General features: G+C 38.7%; 15 protein-coding genes. 9 read left to right on the top strand and 6 right to left on the bottom strand.

What is annotated here, in order from left to right; translation table 11 throughout:
* Positions 1 to 7: 7 nt before the first annotated feature.
* The 3 genes from C9J51_RS08940 to C9J51_RS08930 form a co-directional block, all read right to left on the bottom strand.
* Positions 8 to 1135: an anhydro-N-acetylmuramic acid kinase gene (locus tag C9J51_RS08940; protein ID WP_107274975.1), complete on the bottom strand. Its 1128-nt coding sequence runs from the start codon at positions 1133 to 1135 to the stop codon at positions 8 to 10.
* A gap of 150 nt (positions 1136 to 1285) precedes the next feature.
* Positions 1286 to 1573, bottom strand: coding sequence for a hypothetical protein (locus tag C9J51_RS08935; protein WP_045039606.1), 288 nt, complete (start codon positions 1571 to 1573; stop codon positions 1286 to 1288).
* Positions 1574 to 1759: 186 nt separating this feature from the next.
* On the bottom strand, positions 1760 to 2671 hold the full coding sequence (locus tag C9J51_RS08930) for a LysR family transcriptional regulator (RefSeq protein ID WP_045039605.1): 912 nt from the start codon (positions 2669 to 2671) through the stop codon (positions 1760 to 1762).
* Between the two features lie 289 nt (positions 2672 to 2960).
* Between C9J51_RS08930 and C9J51_RS08925 the strand changes: the two genes are divergently transcribed.
* The 5 genes from C9J51_RS08925 to C9J51_RS08905 all read left to right on the top strand — a co-directional run bounded on the left by C9J51_RS08925 (position 2961) and on the right by C9J51_RS08905 (position 8212).
* Entirely contained in the window at positions 2961 to 4154 is a 1194-nt protein-coding gene (locus C9J51_RS08925; protein WP_045039604.1) for a glycine C-acetyltransferase, read from the top strand.
* 102 nt (positions 4155 to 4256) lie between these two features.
* Complete coding sequence (gene tdh, locus C9J51_RS08920; protein ID WP_045038662.1) at positions 4257 to 5288, top strand: L-threonine 3-dehydrogenase; 1032 nt, start codon at positions 4257 to 4259, stop codon at positions 5286 to 5288.
* A 128-nt stretch (positions 5289 to 5416) separates the two neighbouring features.
* On the top strand, positions 5417 to 5890 hold the full coding sequence (locus tag C9J51_RS08915; protein ID WP_373455626.1) for a VF530 family protein: 474 nt from the start codon (positions 5417 to 5419) through the stop codon (positions 5888 to 5890).
* Between the two features lie 145 nt (positions 5891 to 6035).
* Complete coding sequence (locus C9J51_RS08910; RefSeq protein ID WP_045038665.1) at positions 6036 to 7631, top strand: ABC-F family ATPase; 1596 nt, start codon at positions 6036 to 6038, stop codon at positions 7629 to 7631.
* Positions 7632 to 7756: 125 nt separating this feature from the next.
* The gene (locus C9J51_RS08905; protein WP_045038663.1) at positions 7757 to 8212 is read left to right on the top strand and encodes a YaiI/YqxD family protein; all 456 of its coding nucleotides are present in this window, start codon (positions 7757 to 7759) and stop codon (positions 8210 to 8212) included.
* A 364-nt stretch (positions 8213 to 8576) separates the two neighbouring features.
* On the opposite strand, the gene C9J51_RS08900 is transcribed toward C9J51_RS08905, so the two are convergent.
* Both C9J51_RS08900 and C9J51_RS19575 read right to left on the bottom strand, forming a co-directional pair.
* Positions 8577 to 10094 carry a hypothetical protein gene (locus C9J51_RS08900; protein WP_107274974.1) on the bottom strand — a complete coding sequence of 506 codons (1518 nt, stop codon included), beginning with the start codon at positions 10092 to 10094 and terminating at the stop codon, positions 8577 to 8579.
* Positions 10095 to 10265: 171 nt separating this feature from the next.
* Entirely contained in the window at positions 10266 to 10547 is a 282-nt protein-coding gene (locus C9J51_RS19575) for a site-specific integrase (RefSeq protein WP_209428646.1), read from the bottom strand.
* A 622-nt stretch (positions 10548 to 11169) separates the two neighbouring features.
* Here C9J51_RS19575 and C9J51_RS08890 point away from each other — a divergent pair.
* The 3 genes from C9J51_RS08890 to C9J51_RS08880 all read left to right on the top strand — a co-directional run bounded on the left by C9J51_RS08890 (position 11170) and on the right by C9J51_RS08880 (position 15144).
* Positions 11170 to 12879 (top strand): L,D-transpeptidase family protein, encoded by a 1710-nt coding sequence (locus tag C9J51_RS08890; protein ID WP_045039601.1) that lies wholly within the window; start codon positions 11170 to 11172, stop codon positions 12877 to 12879.
* Positions 12880 to 13263: 384 nt separating this feature from the next.
* Complete coding sequence (gene cyaB / locus C9J51_RS08885) at positions 13264 to 13824, top strand: class IV adenylate cyclase (RefSeq protein ID WP_045039600.1); 561 nt, start codon at positions 13264 to 13266, stop codon at positions 13822 to 13824.
* A gap of 240 nt (positions 13825 to 14064) precedes the next feature.
* On the top strand, positions 14065 to 15144 hold the full coding sequence (locus C9J51_RS08880; protein ID WP_045038569.1) for a type I restriction endonuclease: 1080 nt from the start codon (positions 14065 to 14067) through the stop codon (positions 15142 to 15144).
* Positions 15145 to 15315: 171 nt separating this feature from the next.
* Here C9J51_RS08880 and C9J51_RS08875 read toward each other — a convergent pair whose 3' ends face one another.
* Positions 15316 to 15951 (bottom strand): SDR family NAD(P)-dependent oxidoreductase, encoded by a 636-nt coding sequence (locus C9J51_RS08875; protein WP_107274973.1) that lies wholly within the window; start codon positions 15949 to 15951, stop codon positions 15316 to 15318.
* Positions 15952 to 16201: 250 nt separating this feature from the next.
* Between C9J51_RS08875 and putA the strand changes: the two genes are divergently transcribed.
* Positions 16202 to 19351: a bifunctional proline dehydrogenase/L-glutamate gamma-semialdehyde dehydrogenase PutA gene (putA, locus tag C9J51_RS08870; protein WP_045039599.1), complete on the top strand. Its 3150-nt coding sequence runs from the start codon at positions 16202 to 16204 to the stop codon at positions 19349 to 19351.
* The last annotated feature ends 1 nt before the right edge of the window (position 19352 follow it).

Below are 19352 nucleotides of genomic sequence, written 5' to 3'. Positions count from 1 at the left end.
TTATTTGTTAATCCGCAGGATAAATCGCGCCTAATTGGGCTAAACGACTGGCTCCAGTCACTTCGGGTAAATTACCTGATTGATGATGCATGGTGCGATAGGCAAGCCATGCAAACGCCATTGCTTCCATGTTATCAATATCTACACCACGATCTGCGGTTGTCATAACCTGCCAGCTTGGTAGCAGTTCTGCAAGTCGCTGCATTAAAATCGGGTTATGGGCGCCGCCACCACAGACTAATAGTTCATTTGGTGTAACGGCAGGGGTTAGGCCTGTTTTTTTAACGTCATTAGCAATAGTTTGCGCGGTATATTCAGTGAGTGTTGCTTGAATATCACAAGCAGAGAGTTGCAGTTCAGCAATAGCAGGTTCTGCTAAATACTGTTGTAACCATGTTAGGTTAAATAATTCTCGGCCAGTACTTTTAGGGGCTGATAGCTGCAAATACGGTTCAGACAATAAGCGAGTTAATAATACTGAACTCACTGTTCCTAGACGGGCCCAATTACCATTCTCATCATAACTTTTTTGCTGGTGGAGGTTGATCCATGCATCCATCAACATATTACCAGGGCCAGTATCAAAGCCTGTTACCGCTTTATTGGGTTCTAATACGGTAATGTTAGCAATGCCGCCAATATTTAAAATAACCCGAGTACATTGGGTTGTACTAAAAAGTTGTTGATGGAAAGCGGGCACTAACGGTGCACCTTGACCACCAAATGCCATGTCTTTGCGACGAAAATCAGCAACGGTAGTAATACCTGTTTTGGCGGCAATAATATTGGCATCACCAATTTGCATCGTAAACGCATATTCTGTGTGGGGAGAATGAAAGACGGTTTGACCGTGGCTACCGATAGCGGTGATACCTGTAGCATCTGTTTGGGTTTTATTCAGCAGCGCTAATACGGCATCTGCAAAAAGGTGACCTAAACGGTGGTCTAGTTCACCCAATGTTTGCAAATTGGTTGGTTGGCCTAAACAAATATCTAATAAAGATTGTTTGAGATTATTACCCATAGCAAAGGGATGCGAACCAAGTAATCGAATATTATTGTTGTCAATTTCTACGAGAACAGCATCAACGCCATCCATGCTGGTGCCTGACATTAAACCAATATATTTTTCCATCGCTGTTCCCACTGTATTTCAATTTAACGGCTGCTGTTTATCATAACCGTTAAGCAGTTAATTATACTGTTCGAAGTATAAGCTATACCGTCACTCTAATCAGAAGTGACTGAGAAATAAAGTAGCGATGGAATATTTACGTTAATTGTTTTAATGCATGACACTACGAGAAGCGGCAAGACTATTAGCCCCTTGCTGTTGAACGACGTTGTTCATTTTATTCGCAAATTCAGCTAATTCATGGCTCACCGCAGAGCTAGCAATAATCGCATCATCAAGATCGAAAATTTCAATCATATGGCCAGTTGTACCGTCATCATAAGTGCCTGAAACAAAATGAATGGCAGTATCAGTTAGAATTGAACGGCCATAGGTATTCTCGACTAAACGCATCCAGTGGATTAATTCATCATGATTTTCTATGATTTTTGAGTGCATTAACACTGATCCTTTTGCATTGGAGGCATACATTGAGGGGACCGATTGTCCTTTATTTTGTGATGGCCTTTTATGCACTAAGTGTATCAGTTCAGTGAAAATGATAACTTTAGCGTTACTACAAAAATAAGTGTCAAAAAAAACAAAAAGTGACAAAAACGCACATTTTCTTATTTAATCAATGATTTACGAGTTAAAATTTGCTGTTATGTAGTCAATAAATGCTCTTAGTCGGGCGGGCATAAATTTAGTTTGAGCGTATTGCAGCGCAATATCTCCATGATAATTACCACGAATCGTCCATGCAGGTAATACTTGTATAACCGCACCTGTGAGCAAAGCATCTTTGATCACAAAATCAGGGAAAATACCAATCCCTAAGTTATCTTTTACACCATTAAGTCGCATTTGAGAGTGATTAACCGCATAACGACCACTTACGGTAACGCGATGGCGTGTATGTTGTTGTTCAAAATCCCAAATATTGTCAGTATTGGTTTCCCCTAAATACAAACAATCATGATGGACAAGATCTAGTGGTGTTTTGGGCGTGCCACGTTGTGCTAAGTATTCAGGGCTGGCACATAGCATTAGATCGACTTTACCTATTTGCTTTAAAACTAAATCCTCACTGGGCTTTTCAGTTAGCCTAAATACCACATCAATCCCTTCTTTTATAATATCAATATCGCCATCACGGGCTTTAAGCTTTAATTGAATATCAGGGTATTGGGTTAAAAATGGCGTTACTAAAGGTTGCAATACAATCGCTAAAAACGCTTTGGGAGCCGCGACGGTAATCATGCCCGCAGGCACAATTGGCTCTGAATGTGAGATTTCAATCGCTTGTTTAGCGGCATCAAACATTATCGTACATTGGTTATAAATACGTTTACCCGACTCACTGATCATTAATGTACGCGTAGTACGTTCTAATAATTTAACGGAAAGTGCAGTCTCTAAGCGTGATATTTGTTTACTCAACGCAGAAGGGGTGACATTGAGCTTTTTAGCTGCCGCAGTATAACTGCCTTCATCAACCACCACGATAAATACCGCCAGATCTGGCATTAGTGCGATTAGCTTATTAGTTTCCATTCATTTGTGCCTGAGAGTCAATAATCATTTTCCATGGTATGGGATAATACTGTGGTTAGGTTTGAATTAGAATGCTGAAAAGTGACCAATTAAGTTCTAGTTCAAAGTGTTGATAAAAAGCACCAAATAGTTAGCGATTTTCAAATAAAAAAGGTGTAAAAGGAAAGTTACTCCCTAGACTTCGATATTTAATGCTGCTGTTGCAGGATGTTATTGGTCTGAAAGAGTAGCTTTTAGGTTTTATTAGCAATTGCGCTTAGTTACCATCCAATAAATCTGTGAGGAACACATGTCTTCTGCATTCTATAAGCAAATTAATCAGCAAATTGAAGATGTTAAAGCTGAAGGACTATACAAATCTGAGCGTATTATTACATCTGCACAACAAGCAGCCGTAACGATCCAATCGGGTGAAGAAGTATTAAACTTCTGTGCAAATAATTACTTAGGTTTAGCTAACCACCCTGAATTGATTGCTGCTGCAAAAGCAGGTATGGATCAACACGGTTTTGGTATGGCATCGGTACGTTTTATTTGTGGTACACAAGACGCGCATAAAGAATTAGAGCAAAAACTATCGAATTTCCTAGGAATGGAAGACACCATTCTTTATACCTCATGTTTTGATGCGAATACGGGTCTATTTGAAACGATTTTAGATGCTGAAGATGCCATCATTTCAGATGCACTAAACCACGCCTCTATTATTGATGGTGTACGTTTATGTAAAGCAATGCGATTCCGTTACTCAAATAACAACATGGAAGAGCTTGAGCAACAATTGATCGCAGCTAAAGAAGCGGGCGCACGTAATACATTGATCGTAACTGACGGTGTGTTCTCAATGGATGGCGTAGTGGCTAACTTGCCTGCTATCTGTGATTTAGCCGAGAAATATGGCGCACTTGTGATGGTTGATGATTCTCACGCTGTTGGCTTTATGGGCGCAAATGGGCGTGGTACACACGAGCACCATAATGTAATGGATCGTATTGATATCATTACAGGTACGCTTGGTAAAGCAATGGGTGGTGCATCAGGTGGTTACACATCAGGTAAGAAAGAAGTGATTGATTGGTTACGCCAGCGTTCACGTCCATACTTGTTCTCAAACTCTGTTGCGCCAGCGATTGTAGCTGCATCAAACCGTGTTATTGATCTATTAGCTGAAAGTGGTGATTTACGCGATAACTTATGGATTAATGCGGCGCATTTCCGTACCCGTATGACAGATGCTGGCTTTACTATGGCCGGTGCTGATCACGCAATCATTCCAATTATGTTGGGTGATGCAAAAGTAGCAGCAGAATTTGCTGAGCGCGCACTCGCAAAAGGTATTTACGTCGTCGGGTTCTCATTCCCAGTAGTACCAAACGGTAAAGCGCGTATTCGTACTCAAATGTCAGCAGCACATACCCGTGAGCAACTTGATAAAGCGATTGATGTCTTTATCGAAGTAGGCAAAGAGATGGCTATTATCTAGTTCGTTTTTCGTTGTTAACATCGGCACGACTTTAGCCATTCGCTAAGGTCATTATATAGAACACCGCTAAACGGTTGTTCTAGCTTTCATGGAATAAGTGTTATGAAAATCAAAGCTCTGTCTAAATTAAAGCCTGAAGAAGGTATCTGGATGACTGAAGTAGATAAGCCGCAAATGGGGCATAATGATCTACTTATTCGTATTAAGAAAACAGCTATCTGTGGTACAGACGTACATATCTACAACTGGGATGAGTGGTCACAAAAAACCATTCCTGTACCTATGGTTGTCGGTCATGAATATGTGGGCGAAGTTGTAGGCATGGGACAAGAAGTGCGTGGCTTTAACTTAGGCGATCGTGTTTCTGGTGAAGGGCACATCACCTGTGGACATTGCCGTAACTGTCGCGGTGGTCGTACCCATTTATGCCGTAATACCGTTGGTGTTGGCGTTAACCGTGAAGGTGCGTTTGCAGAGTTTTTGGTTATTCCTGCGTTTAATGCATTTAAAATTCCAGATGATATCTCAGATGATTTAGCGTCAATTTTCGACCCATTTGGTAACGCGGTTCATACTGCATTATCGTTTGATCTTGTCGGTGAAGATGTATTGATCACCGGTGCTGGCCCAATTGGTATTATGGCAGCCGCGGTTGCAAAACATGTTGGTGCGCGCCATGTTGTGATCACCGATGTTAACGAATACCGCTTAGATCTTGCGCGTAAAATGGGTGTGACTCGCGCAGTTAACGTTGCCAATGAAAACCTAACTGATGTTATGGCTGAATTAGGCATGAAAGAAGGCTTTGATGTCGGCTTAGAAATGTCAGGCAATCCAATGGCATTTAACAGCATGTTATCTAGCATGAACCATGGCGGTAAGGTTGCATTACTTGGCATTCCACCATCAGACATGGGCATTGACTGGACACAAGTTATCTTTAAAGGCTTAATCATTAAAGGTATCTACGGTCGTGAAATGTTTGAAACATGGTACAAAATGGCAAGCTTGATTCAATCAGGCCTAGATCTAACGCCAATTATTACACACCATTACAAGATTGATGACTTCCAGCAAGGCTTTGACGTTATGCGTTCAGGCATGTCGGGTAAAGTGATTCTTGATTGGGAATAATGATATCAATAGCAACAAATAGTTGATTAATAATAGGCGAGCTTAATGCTCGCTTTTTTTATTAATGATTATTTTGCTATTATTAGTATAATGCGCGCCACTCAGCGACTACTTGTTAGGAAATAGACATGCAAGAACTAGAACAACAACCAGAAAAAAAAGTAAAAGAAATGACGCTAGAGCAGCAATTACTACAAAATAACCCATTACATGGTCTTAGCTTAGAGAAAATGCTAACAGAGTTAGTTGATCATTACGGCTGGGAAATCCTTGATACTGCAATGCGTATGAATTGTTTTAATACAAAGCCTTCGATTGCAAGCAGCATTAAGTACTTAAAAAAAACAGAATGGGCACGTGAAAAAGTAGAGGCATTTTATTTGTCTCGTTTTAAACGTATGCCACGCGCATCTGAAGCTGAATTTGAACTTCCACCACGCATGCGTACGTTTGCTCATGGTATTAGCCCAAAAACACCAATGGAATTAACGGTTGAATCTATTTTGCTATCACAAGCAAAAGCAGCATCAGCGCATAAAGAACGTTCAAACAGTGGTCGTAATGGTGGTGGCCGCAGTAACGGTGGTCGTTCTCGCCGTTAATCATTGGTTACTAAATAGCAGCACTAATTTAGGGTGATGTATGTCACGAAAGCTGCTATACTAGTCAACAATTTAGAGAAAAAGTCGCCTATCTTGAGCGGCTTTTTTAATGCTTGATATATTCACAAATTTTGGAAACAGTACATTGATTTCAACAGCTAATATCACAATGCAATTTGGCGATAAGCCATTATTTGAAAACATCTCAGTTAAATTTGGTGGTGGCAACCGTTACGGCCTGATCGGCGCAAATGGTTGTGGTAAATCGACATTCATGAAAATCTTGGGTGGCGAACTAGAGCAATCTGGTGGCACTGTTTCTCTTGATCCTAACGAGCGCATGGCTAAGTTAGGTCAGGATCAATTTGCATTTGAAAACTACAGCGTTATTGACACTGTAATCATGGGCCATAAAGAACTATGGACTGTGAAAGAAGAGCGTGACCGCATTTACTCACTGCCTGATATGACAGAAGACGACGGCATGCGTGTTGCTGATCTTGAAGTTGAATTCGCAGAAATGGACGGCTACTCATCAGAAGCGCGTGCAGGTGAACTTCTTCTTGGTCTTGGTATTTCAGAAGATCAACACTTTGGTCTTATGAGTGCTGTTGCTCCAGGTCTTAAAGTTCGTGTGTTATTGGCTCAAGTATTGTTTGCTAACCCAGACATCATGCTTCTTGACGAACCAACGAACAACTTGGACATCCATACAATTGCATGGCTTGAACAACTTCTTCTTGCACGTAACTGCACAATGATCATCATTTCGCACGACCGTCACTTCCTAAACAGTGTATGTACACACATGGCTGACTTAGATTACGGTGAGATGCGTTTGTTCCCTGGTAACTACGACGAATACATGATTGCAGCAGAGCAATCACGTGATCAGTTACAAGCTGACAATGCGAAGAAGAAAGCACAAATTGCTGAACTACAAACGTTCGTAAGCCGCTTCTCTGCAAACGCATCAAAAGCAAAACAAGCAACATCTCGTCAAAAGCAACTAGACAAGATTCAAATCACAGCTGTTAAAGCGTCTAGCCGTCAATCTCCATTCATTCGTTTCGATCAGGAAAAAGAACTGTTCCGTAACGCACTTGAAGTTGAAAACCTAAAACAAGGTTACGGCGATAACATTCTTATCAATGGTGTAAACTTATTGGTAGAAGTGGGCGAGCGCATTGCGATCATCGGTGAAAATGGTATTGGTAAATCAACTTTCCTAAATACACTTGCGGGTCAAATGGACCCAATGGAAGGTATGGTTAAGTGGTCTGAAAACAACAATATCGGCTTCTATGCGCAGGATCACAGCTCAGATTTCGCTGAAGACATCACACTACTAGAGTGGATGGGTCAGTGGAAGAAAGAAGGTGACGACGAGCAAGTTGTTCGTGGTATCCTTGGTCGTATGCTGTTCTCACAAAACGATATCAAGAAATCAGTTAAAGTGATTTCTGGTGGTGAGCAAGGTCGTATGCTGTTTGGTAAGCTAATCATGCAACGTCCTAACATCCTACTAATGGATGAACCAACAAACCACATGGACATGGAATCTATTGAAGCACTTAACCTTGCGTTAGAGCACTTCAAAGGTACATTGATGTTCGTATCACACGACCGTCAGTTTGTAACGTCAGTTGCAACACGTATTATTGAGATCACTCCAGCAGGCGTTGAAGACTTCCACGGCACTTACGATGAGTACATTGCTAAGAAAGCGCTAATTGGTTAAGTTTCATTATTAATGAAGCGGCCTAAGCCAAAGAATTAAATAAAAGCCGCCTTTATTAAGGGCGGTTTTTTTATAGATAAATTTAACGTGTTCATTCACGTAATCTCAATATTTAAGGGAAATCTATGAAAATTTGGGTTGATGCAGATGCATGTCCAAACGTAGTGAAAGAGATTCTTTTTCGCGCAGCAGATCGCGCTAAAATAAGTGTAACGCTGGTGGCGAATCAATATATCCGCACACCACCATCACCATTTTTACGCTCGATTCAAGTAGAGCAAGGCTTTGATGTGGCTGATAACTATATTGTTCAGGAATGCGAAGTAGGGGACTTGGTGATCACCGCTGATATTCCTTTGGCTGATGAACTGATCACCAAAGGCGCACACGCATTAAACCCACGCGGTGAGCTTTATACTAAAGACACCATCAAGCAACGCCTACAAATGCGTGATTTCATGGAAACCATGCGCAGTAGTGGAATTCAGACTGGTGGACCGTCTGCATTAACACAAGCAGATCGCCAAAATTTTGCTAATAAGCTAGATGCTTTCTTGGCTAAAAATCATAAGATACAATAAGTTATAGCTATGGGGTGAACTCAGTTTCACCTCCTTTTTTCCCTTCAGTTGTATTCACATTTCTTCTTATTTTCCTGATAAATACCAATTGCTAACGTTTTGCTAATATGAACTGCTAATATAAATGATTATTTTGAGTTTTTTTAGAAAATGTACGTGCATAATTATTTAAAATAAGTGAATTTTATGAATGTGAGATGAGGCGATTAATATTGTCTATAATGGTCAGAATTAATTATTGAAATAAAGTTTAAATTTATTTATATGTAATATTTTTATAAAATCTCTATGGGTTTTGGTAAATAATAGATAGCCATATATCGTTTATGAGCTAGCAATTTAGCTAACTCATACAATTTTTCAGTTAATTATGCTCGTCTATATACCTTTTTATCGATTGATTTTCAAGTTTGTTGATTTGTTCGTTGGTAGGAATATGATCATTAAAGGACAACGTATCTAGAATTTCAACTTTATAAGCTTGGTATATGAAATCTTCTGTATTGCGAGCAAATACTAGAGTAATAGCACCAAATGCAGAGCTACCTAATACTACGATGAAACTAACTGGTTGCTTTATTTCTTCAAGTTTCTTTTCTGGCGTGTCTTTAGCCCTTAATTGAAGGCTATCGACATCGTTTTGGAGAAGTTTACATAAGGCTTGGATTCTATTTTCGTCTTGAATTAGTTGTTCCATATGAACTTCTAAAGAACTATCTATATCAAACTTATTTTTTAAAAACTGAAGGTTATTGACTAAATCAGAGAAATCACCATGATTATGTTTTATATCGCATTGATAAGACATTGATCCATTTTCTATCCCGAAGTCGAGCTCTAGAAAAAGAGGTTTACCAGAGTTACTAGGACTAAACACTTTGAAAAAACGGATGCATTCTTCTATCGACACTTTTTTATCGAGTGTTTCATGAAGCTTAATGTTTTCAAATGAGTCTTTAGTCATTATTCCAAGTTCAATGGAAAATAAATTTGATTTAAATAACAATCTATTATATTCAGTTAGTACACTTGGAACCTGTACTAGTTCAGCGTCAAATGATATGGATGATGAATAAATACTAGTTTTAAAACGTAGCTTGCATTTACTATGTATTTTTGGAGATACTTCAATTTCAGCTTCGTCGGATTCTTTAATGTTTATCCCGTTTAGCTTAAATCGCGTGTCTTGTATGAGTGCATCCTTAATATCCAAAGAAGTAGCTAAGCCTAATGCTTTATTCATAAAGTAGTCTTCTAATTCTTTACCACTTGTTTTGAAGTGGAGTTGGTAACCACCATTTTCGTAGCCTACAGTTTTAGTTAATTTATCTTTATCTTGCTGGTATTTAGCAATGCCATCAGGAGTAAAATTAACTATTTCATCTCTTAGTACTTCACCAGTATTCTCTCGTAGTTTATTATTCTTTCCGTAGCTTACTTTTAATTCAATTTTGTTTAGTTTTTTTGGCGTTTTTAATAAATGGTTTTGACGGATTTTCTTTAATATTCTTGTTATTAGTTTCTCGTCTACGTGAACTAGATATGAGTGTTCAAGTACGGGAGATATAGAGTTGTCATATTCGTAAAAAAGGATAAAGGCGGGAGAGGTATAATCTACTAATCTCTTCAAAGCTGATAGTTTTATATTAACACTTTTATCAGTACGTTGAGTGGATTTTAGTTGTATTTTACATTCAATAGGTTTTTCTTGTTTATCCTGAGGTGCGTCTGATTTTATGTAAGGAAATTCTACTAAATGATCCCATCCCATAGTATCCTCTTCTAGAGAACGATTTGCTATAAGTCCTGCCGATGTACACCATCGAGATAACTCTTCTTCACCAAGCTTTCCTAAATTGACGTTATATTCGAAATCGGACAATTTAAACCTCTTTATATGTTTATTTTTCTTAAAATATTAAATGCATATCATATCATATGTAAAGTGAGTTTATTTTATTGGTATATTGAATCTAGGTTAATGCATTTAGTTGAATTATTAATTTATTGACTATAATGCAAAAAGCCCTCATTCAAATAGGAGAGCTTTTTGCTATTGATCACTCTTTGGTTTATTAATATTTTTTAGGTTAAGTGGTGGCACCATATTTACTTTACGATCATAGGTATTAACTTGAGCAAATTCTTTATGGCCAGAGAACCGTTGTTTATCAGCCATTGTTCCTTCGTAATCGGAAATACCTTTAGCTTTTAAATCATGGAATGTGAAATCAGTATTGATGCCATATTCTAAAGCGGCTTTCTTTTTTGCTGCCTGCCAATAATCTTGTAGTGAACGACCGTGAACCTTTTGGCCATTAGGCCGACGAAGCACAAAGTTAGTTGTTTTTCAGCTAACGTTTCAGATAGGGCAATTGCTTCACGTAAGCGTGGTGACCACATCTTGATTTGTTTCTTGCCAGTTTTAGACTGAGTAATGAAAATACCATCTTCTAATAAATGCGAGTACTCAAGCTTTAATATGTCGCCTTTACGAGCAGCACATAAATAGGCCAGCTCCATTGCAACTTTGGCGTCTTTTAAGGCTCGATCACGTGATGAGTAGATCACGGATAGCTTCGTTCCTCAACTTCCGAGATTACGGATAATAACCAATGTCATATTGGCGCTGTTATGCATAATTCTTTACTCTCAATCCGTTGAAGTAATTGCTTAAAGAAAAACTGTAATTCAGTATGTTTAATACTGACGGTGCTCTGTGAATAAGCTTTAGTTGAACAATGAATATTCGCTAGAAGGTGGGAGTGCCGATCACCAGTGATTCACCAAATAACCACTATAGCGAATGCTTTGTGTTCCATTTGGTTATAAATGGATCGCAAACGGCTCCTTTTTAACTTTTTACTCATCATTCTTGAAATCTTTGTCACTTTTAATGGTGAATGCTTTTAATTCTAAAAAAGCATATTCTTACTTTTTTAGTAAAGGACCGTTGAATGAAATTTAATCGAAAAAAAATGACAACATTGATTCGTTCAGTAATGACCGTTTCAGCATTACTAACCTGTGGATCAGCTTTGGCTGCTGATAATGCGGTGACCAATACGTTAGATTTACATGTTCTAGATAGCGTTACAGTGAATAGCACCGCATCTTTGTGTTCAAACTCAACGGTCAAAGTGTGTAACGGTAGTATTTTGAATGCGCTGTATGCCAAAAATAACTTCATGCCATATTGGTTAAACCCAGTGCTTGTCAATGCGATCATGCCGCAATTACAAGCGCTGGCAGATTCCAATACGCTACCAGGTATGAAGCAGCGTCTAAAAGAGTTGAAGAAATTAGCAGTATTGCCAGATCAGCGCGGATATGATTTGTTATTAACCGATACGTATCTAGTTTACGTGGATTATGTGCATCAATTAATGCAAGATCCTCGCCCATTATACAATTCACATCCAGTAACATTGGCGCCTTTGACATTAAAAATGGTGCAGAGTTATTTCCCATTAACGGTTCAAAAGATCAATTCTCTTATTCCTTCTTCGCAGTTTGTTCCTACAATGGGGGTGATTAACCACCTATTAAGCTTGCCAGCTAATCCACTTGATTCGAGTAATGTTCACTTTGATAAGGTTGTTTACCTCGGTGATGCCATCCCTTATGGTCCTAAAGTGGCGACAGTGCTTTGGAATTTAGGTTATTTAACTCAGCCTCAGTATCAACAGATTATTGCTCAAGCGACGATTACAAATACCGGTGTGATGAATCAAGCGATTAAAACCTTTGAAGGGAATTATGGTTTGAAGATGGACGGTATTATGGGACCTGACGTTGTAAGCCAATTAACACGCCCTTATTCTAGTTTGGCGCGTATTACGGCATTGAACTTACAACGTGAACGTTTTGCGCAATTGGAAGGGAATGGTCCACAAATTATTGTCAATATTCCTGATTTCAAAATGACGCTATACGATAACAACAAGCCTGTATTTGAATCGAATATTATCGATGGTATGCCAAAACGCCCAACCAATTTGTTTCAGTCATACATTAATACGGTTGTGATTAACCCTTACTGGTATGTACCTGAAACAATTAAAGTTAAGAATATTATTCCAGCGGCTAAAGCTAATCCTAATTTTCTAAAGAATAACCGTATTGATGTTATTGAAAGTTGGAGTGATCGCTCTGTCGTGCCACCACTTTCAATAGACTGGGCAACAGTGAACCCAAAGACATTTACACATCAGTTCCGTCAAGATACCGGCCCTGAAAACGCCTTAGGCCGAGTGGCATTCTTGATGCCTGATTCGTTTGCGGTGTATATGCATGATGAATCAAAATCAGAGTATCCATTGTTTAAACGCCATCACCGCGATTTCAGTTCTGGTTGTATGCGTGTTCAAAAACCACGCCAGATGGCTACGATGATTTTGTCTTATCAAAATATGCCGACGTTACCTTCTGTTGACGATATGATTAATACCAACAATCACCGTGAGATTGGCTTGAAGGTGCGTGTGAATCTTGATGTGGCTTATTTAACGGCTTGGGTAACACCAACGGGTCAGTTAGAGATGCGTCATGATATTTACGGTTACGATAACCCTCGATCTAAACCGATTCAGAATCAATTTATTTCGATTCCAAACTATCGTACACATCAACGTATTAAATTGGCATTGAATGGTCAAAGTAGCTAATTGAAACATTTGAGAAACATAGGACACCCATAACTCTTTTAAAAATAGCAGGGAAAATCTGATCTTCTTTGCTGCCCGTTCAGTGCAGTCAGATAAATGTAATATTGAAGATCTAACGTTCAATGTAAAAAGCCCTCACTTTAAGTATGAGGGCTTTTTTGTTATTGGTTATTTTAAGGAAAAGACAGGACACCCATAACTTTCCATTATCATCATTTTCTATTAAATATCCATAATAATGAAATGGATACTTAATAGAACAGATATGGCTGTCCTATGTTTTGCTACTGGTTTTTTGTTATTAATAGTAATCATACATAGTTAACATAAACCTCTGGGTCGGTGTGTTAATCTGCGCTCTTTATAATTCAGTAAGTAGCAATGATGGTTTCAGATCATTTTAATGGTAAATTTGAAGTCGAGCTTAAATATCGATTGAAGTCTATATCTCAGTTTTTAGCAATATTAAAATCAATGACGCATGAAATTATGCTTCAAGATAATATAGAATCTGATTGTTACTTTGATACCCCAAAACAACAGCTTTTAGCTGAAAATAAAAGCCTTTGCATTCGTGAAATGGCACCGTCAGGCATTAAGCTTTGGATCGTAAAAGGACCAGAAGCTGATCGCTGTGAAGCTGTAAATATTACCGATGTTAATAAAGCAAAAAGCATGCTTACCACAATGGGTTATCAAATTGTATTGGCGATGAAGAAAACCCGCAGTATTTATTTTGTGGGTAAGTTTCATATTACTGTTGATCATCTTGATGGGGTAGGTGACTTCGCTGAATTTGCCATTATGACTGATGATGAAAGTTTACTGGATAGTTATCGAGCTGAATTGGTTATATTAGCTAATAAGTTTGGTTTGAGTGCAATAGATCTAGAACAACGTTCTTACCGACAAATGTATTTTGAAACCTGTGTTAAAAATAAATGAACCCCATAACTTTTCATCTAAGAATATAGATAATAATGAACATTGTTATTTCAGCAGACGATCGCCATTCTTTAAAGTAAGTGTTATCAATATCAATAGGTAATATATTTATTTCGTATTAAAAATTATACATAGATCAAATAATAACAATTTATGCTAGCGTTTTAGTGCTTTTATATAAAGTTAATATGATACATTGCTATATGCAATTAATTTAATCGTTTAATTAGTGGTGTATAAATGGACTTTATCGATCGTTTACAGAATCTTTCAAAAAAAATATCACAGATAGGTTCTACATTAGAGACAGAAGAAGCAACAAAGAACGCGCTTATTATGCCATTCTTACATACAGTTTTGGGTTACGATGTTTTTGATCCAACAGAGGTTGTGCCTGAATTTAATGCAGATACAGGTACTAAAAAAGGAGAAAAAGTGGATTATGCTCTCCTTAAAGATGGTGAAGTTCAAATTTTAATTGAATGTAAAAAATTTGGTGAAAAGTTATTAACTAAGCATGCAAGCCAACTTTTTCGATATTTTTCAGTTACTAATGCACGTATTGCTATTCTTACTAATGGTGATATTTATGAGTTTTATACAGATTTAGATGCCCCAAATAAAATGGATGAAAAACCATTTTTGATCTTGAATATGTCGGATTTAGACGAACATATTGTCCCTGAAGTGAAAAAACTGACTAAGTCTTCATTTGATGTGGATTCAGTTGTTGATGCTGCTGGAGAGCTTAAATACCTTAATCAGATCAAAGCTGTATTGAAAGAACAGTTTAATGCTCCAGAAGAGGAGTTTGTTAAATTCTTTACATCTAGGGTATATGAAGGTGTACAAACTGCAAAAGTTAAAGCTCAATTTTTAGATATTACAACTAAAGCTTTAAAGCAATTTTTAAATGATAGTATTAATAATCGGTTGAAGTCTGCTATCGGCACTAATGACGAAATTCCAGTGAATGCGCAGCTAATATCTGAGTCTGTCACTGAAATTGATATAGTAGAAGAAAAATCAAAAGTTGATACAACTCAAGATGAGCTAGATGGCTTTAATATTATCAAAGCCATTTTACGGTCAAAATTTGCAGTTTCACGTATTACTCATCGAGATACACAAAGTTATTTTGGTGTGTTGTTAGATGATAATAATAGAAAGCCATTATGCAGATTACATTTTAATGCAAAGCAAAAATATTTGGGTGTTGTCGGTGAAGATAAGAAAGAAATTCGTCATCCAATTGAAGCATTAGATGATATTTTTATGCATAGCGATTTATTGCTAGAAGCGGCATCTAAATTTGAATAACAAATAGAACACCCATAAATTTAACTTAGAAAGCGGATAATAAGCACTGATATTATCTTCATTCTCGACAGTAAATTCTCGCGAGAGCGACGCATAACGACATAATGAATAATCACAAGGAGGTAAGCATGGCATTACCTCCTTGTCTTTTACTGCTGTGAGTCGTGATGTTTAGTAAGGTGCGATATTAGGATCTACACACTGAAATGTTTGATTAATACTCGCGTTATTTAACAGTAATTCATGGCTTAATCGTGCTACTTCGCCGCGAGTAATCGCACCGTGTACTTCTTCATTTTGTGATAACTGACCGTGGTGTGTTGGCTCTCCATCTTTAAGCCCACCCGGACGCAGAATCGTAAAATTCAATGCACTGCTTTTAAGCCACGCTTCCGCCAGTGTTTTTTCTCGTAATGCTCTACCAAAGACGTTTTTAGCGCGATCTGACATAAATTGCCATGAATCGCCACAGCCTAAAGATGTAATCAGTAATAGACGTTTAGAGGTGCTTTTTTCAAGCGTATCAATCAAATAACGATGACCAATATAATCCACAGGGATATCCGCATGAAAGCTGCCCATTGTTGAAATGTTGAGCGTATTGTCAGGCAGTATAGCAACCGCATTTTCAACTTGTGTTTTATCTGTCGCATCGCAAGTAATAGACATGAGATCGTACTGTGCAATGTGAGGGTTTTTGGTTGGGTTTCTGGCAATAGCTATTACATTGAAGCCTTGCTCATGGAAGTAGTCGACCATGGCTGCACCTAATCCACTGCTTGCACCCCATATGGCTATATTATTCATTATTACAGTCCAGTTGTTGATAATGATAATAGTTTGCATGTTTATAAAAAAATAGCCAGCACGTAATGAATGAAAGCCTCGCTAATTAAATAAAAACTCAAATATCTTTTATTGGAATATTTTGATATTGACCTCATATTGTTACCTTTTTGTTATGTAGTGTGGTAATTAAAAGGTAATGTCATAGTAGAGAAGGATAATCACGCCACAAACGCTGATTTATAACGCAGATTATATCGAGGGATTTATTATGTTTAATGCCGCTGATGTTTTACAGCCATCTTTTATTGAACAACCTCTTGATCGGTTGTGGGCGTTGATTTCTCCTTATTATGCGGTTGATGAGTCAGAGTGGTTAGCGCAATTAATACCATTAGCAACACCGTCATTACAAGAACATCTAGATATGGATCAGCACGCGGCGGCATTAATTGCTCGTGTTCGCGCGGACAAAAATGCGATTCAAATGATAGATGCATTGTTGCTTGAATATAGCTTAGACACCAAAGAAGGGGTGTTATTAATGTGCTTAGCTGAGGCATTAATGCGTATTCCTGATACTGCGACGGCTGATGCTTTGATTCGAGATAAATTAAGCGTTGCGGATTGGAAATCTCACCTCAAACATTCAGATTCTTTGTTTGTAAATGCTTCGACATGGGGGTTGATGCTAACTGGAAAAGTTGTTGGGTTAGAGATATCGAAAGATGGTTCTGCAACGGATGTTATTAATCGATTAGTGAATAAAATGTCGGAGCCCGTGATCCGCCAAGCCATGCATCAAGCGATGAAAATTATGGGCTATCAGTTTGTATTAGGGCGTGATATTACCGAGGCAATGAAGCAAGGGCAATTAAAGCGCGATCAAGGCTTTAGTTATTCGTTTGATATGCTAGGTGAAGCAGCATTAACGGCTGATGATGCCACTAAGTATTATCAAGATTATATGACGGCGATTGTTGCAGTCGGGCGTGATAGTTATTCGACCATCGATGGGGCGCTTCATCATTCCTTAAATTCGACAGTCTCTATTAAGTTATCTGCATTACATCCTCGCTATGATGTTGCTAACACCGAACGTGTCGTTACTGAAATGTATGACGCGTTATTGTCATTATTGTGCTGTGCGCGTGAACATAATGTTGGAATTACGATTGACGCTGAAGAAGCCGATCGGTTGGAGCTTTCACTGTTATTATTTCAAAAGTTATATCAATCACCACAACTGCAAGGTTGGGGGCAATTTGGCATTGTTGTTCAAGCTTATTCAAAGCGAGCCTTAGCTGTATTAGCGTGGGTGGCGGCACTAGCCAAAAAACAGGGTGATAGTATTCCATTGCGACTTGTAAAAGGTGCTTATTGGGATAGTGAACTGAAAATTAGTCAGCAAGGCGGATATAGCGCTTATCCGGTATTTACTCGTAAAGAAGCGACCGATACATCGTACTTAGCGTGCGCGCGGCTGTTGTTATCTCCCGCGCTTAACGGGGTTATTTATCCGCAATTTGCTACCCATAACGCCCATACTGTGAGTGCTATTGTTGCGATGGCTACACATGATAAGTTTGAGTTTCAGCGTTTACATGGTATGGGAGATGCGCTGTATAACCATGCGATGGCGATGCACAATGTTGCGGTGCGTATTTATGCTCCCGTTGGTAGTCATAAAGATCTATTGCCTTATTTGGTGCGGCGATTATTAGAAAATGGGGCTAATAGTTCGTTTGTTCATCGGCTCGTTGATGCTGATTGTCCTATTGAAGCACTCATTGAGCATCCTGTTGAGACACTAAAAAAACGGTTAACATTACATAATAGTTTGATTCCTTTACCGCCTGATATTTTTGGTGCTGAGCGCCGTAATTCAGTTGCGATTAATATTGATATTGAATCGCAATGGCAGCCATTTAATGCGGCAGTAACGGCTTTTTCTGAGTATCAATGGCAAGCTGCGCCGTTACCTCAATATCATTTGATGAGTGATGTTATCGCAGAAATAATGACAGTAACTGCACCTTATGATCGCCGTGAAGTTGTCGGTAAAGTCATCTTTGCCAATGAAGAACATGTCGAGATGGCTATAACACAGGCGGCTGATGCGTTTGCTAATTGGTCTACATCTTCCGCTTCTGTTCGATGCAGTTATTTATTACAACTGGCTGATAAATTAGCGTTACACCAGCATGAATTAGTTGCGTTATGTCACCGTGAAGCGGGAAAAACCATTCAAGATTCGATTGATGAAATACGTGAAGCGGTGGATTTTTGCCGTTATTACGCTCAACAAGCAATCCTTAATTTTGAATCACCACAACAGATCACTACTTATGACGACATTGAGCAACAATTACGTTATCAAGGACGGGGCGTTTTTGTCTGTATTAGTCCGTGGAATTTTCCATTAGCTATTTTCATTGGTCAAATCAGTGCTGCACTCGCTGCTGGTAATACTGTGGTTGCAAAACCTGCGGAACAAACGTCATTAATTGCTTATCGCGCGATTGAGTTATTGTTGGAAACAGGGCTACCACAAGGGGTTATTCATCTGTTACCTGGGCGTGGCGCGCAGATAGGTTCACAATTATTATCCGATGAACGCATTGCTGGTGTGGTATTTACGGGCTCGACCCCAACAGCACAAACAATAAACCGTATTTTAGCTGCAAGGGAATGTGCACCAGTACCGTTGATTGCTGAAACGGGAGGGCAAAATGCCATGATTGTTGATAGCACTGCATTACCTGAACAAGTGGTGCGTGATGTTATTCGTTCGGCATTTGCTTCTGCGGGTCAGCGTTGTTCTGCCTTACGGGTATTGTTTGTTCAAGCTGATATTGCAGATCGAGTGATTGAGCTTATCAAAGGCGCAATGGCTGAGCTGAGTGTTGGTTGTCCTCAATACCATAGCACCAATGTTGGCCCTGTAATTGATGCCGTTGCTCGTGAAAAGCTACTAACGCATATTGAAACATTAACTCATCAAGCAACATTAATTGCACAAACACCCTTGGCCGCTGAGTGTCAATTTGGTGATTTTGTTCCTCCGACAGCCATTGAAATTAATAATCTTGATTTACTTCAACAAGAGCATTTTGGCCCTATTTTGCATGTGGTGCGCTTTAAATCCTGTGAATTACATCAAGTTATTGACCAAATAAATCAGACCGGATTTGGATTAACGATGGCAATTCATAGTCGCAATCAATGTACCTATTTTGATATTGAGCAACGTGCCCAAGTGGGAAATTGTTATATCAATCGAGATCAAGTTGGTGCTGCTGTTGGCGTTCAACCGTTTGGTGGGCAAGGATTATCAGGAACAGGTCCTAAAGCGGGGGGACCGCATTATTTATACCGTTTTACTCAAGAGTATGTGCAACCTATTCATCATAAGGAGTAAT

This window comes from Photobacterium iliopiscarium (genome assembly GCF_003026395.1).
Classification (GTDB): domain Bacteria; phylum Pseudomonadota; class Gammaproteobacteria; order Enterobacterales; family Vibrionaceae; genus Photobacterium; species Photobacterium iliopiscarium.
The sequence above is the reverse complement of the archived record's forward strand: the minus strand, read 5'-3'. Positions and strand labels throughout refer to the sequence as shown.

Excerpts from the sequence above, each read along its gene's own strand:
- C9J51_RS08940 (WP_107274975.1), bottom strand. The coding sequence starts at position 1,135 with ATGGAAAAATATATTGGTTTAATGTCAGGCACCAGCATGGATGGCGTT.
- C9J51_RS08935 (WP_045039606.1), bottom strand. The coding sequence starts at position 1,573 with ATGCACTCAAAAATCATAGAAAATCATGATGAATTAATCCACTGGATG.
- C9J51_RS08930 (WP_045039605.1), bottom strand. The coding sequence starts at position 2,671 with ATGGAAACTAATAAGCTAATCGCACTAATGCCAGATCTGGCGGTATTT.
- C9J51_RS08925 (WP_045039604.1), top strand. The coding sequence starts at position 2,961 with ATGTCTTCTGCATTCTATAAGCAAATTAATCAGCAAATTGAAGATGTT.
- tdh (WP_045038662.1), top strand. The coding sequence starts at position 4,257 with ATGAAAATCAAAGCTCTGTCTAAATTAAAGCCTGAAGAAGGTATCTGG.
- C9J51_RS08915 (WP_373455626.1), top strand. The coding sequence starts at position 5,417 with ATGCAAGAACTAGAACAACAACCAGAAAAAAAAGTAAAAGAAATGACG.
- C9J51_RS08905 (WP_045038663.1), top strand. The coding sequence starts at position 7,757 with ATGAAAATTTGGGTTGATGCAGATGCATGTCCAAACGTAGTGAAAGAG.
- C9J51_RS08890 (WP_045039601.1), top strand. The coding sequence starts at position 11,170 with ATGAAATTTAATCGAAAAAAAATGACAACATTGATTCGTTCAGTAATG.
- cyaB (WP_045039600.1), top strand. The coding sequence starts at position 13,264 with ATGGTTTCAGATCATTTTAATGGTAAATTTGAAGTCGAGCTTAAATAT.
- C9J51_RS08880 (WP_045038569.1), top strand. The coding sequence starts at position 14,065 with ATGGACTTTATCGATCGTTTACAGAATCTTTCAAAAAAAATATCACAG.
- C9J51_RS08875 (WP_107274973.1), bottom strand. The coding sequence starts at position 15,951 with ATGAATAATATAGCCATATGGGGTGCAAGCAGTGGATTAGGTGCAGCC.
- putA (WP_045039599.1), top strand. The coding sequence starts at position 16,202 with ATGTTTAATGCCGCTGATGTTTTACAGCCATCTTTTATTGAACAACCT.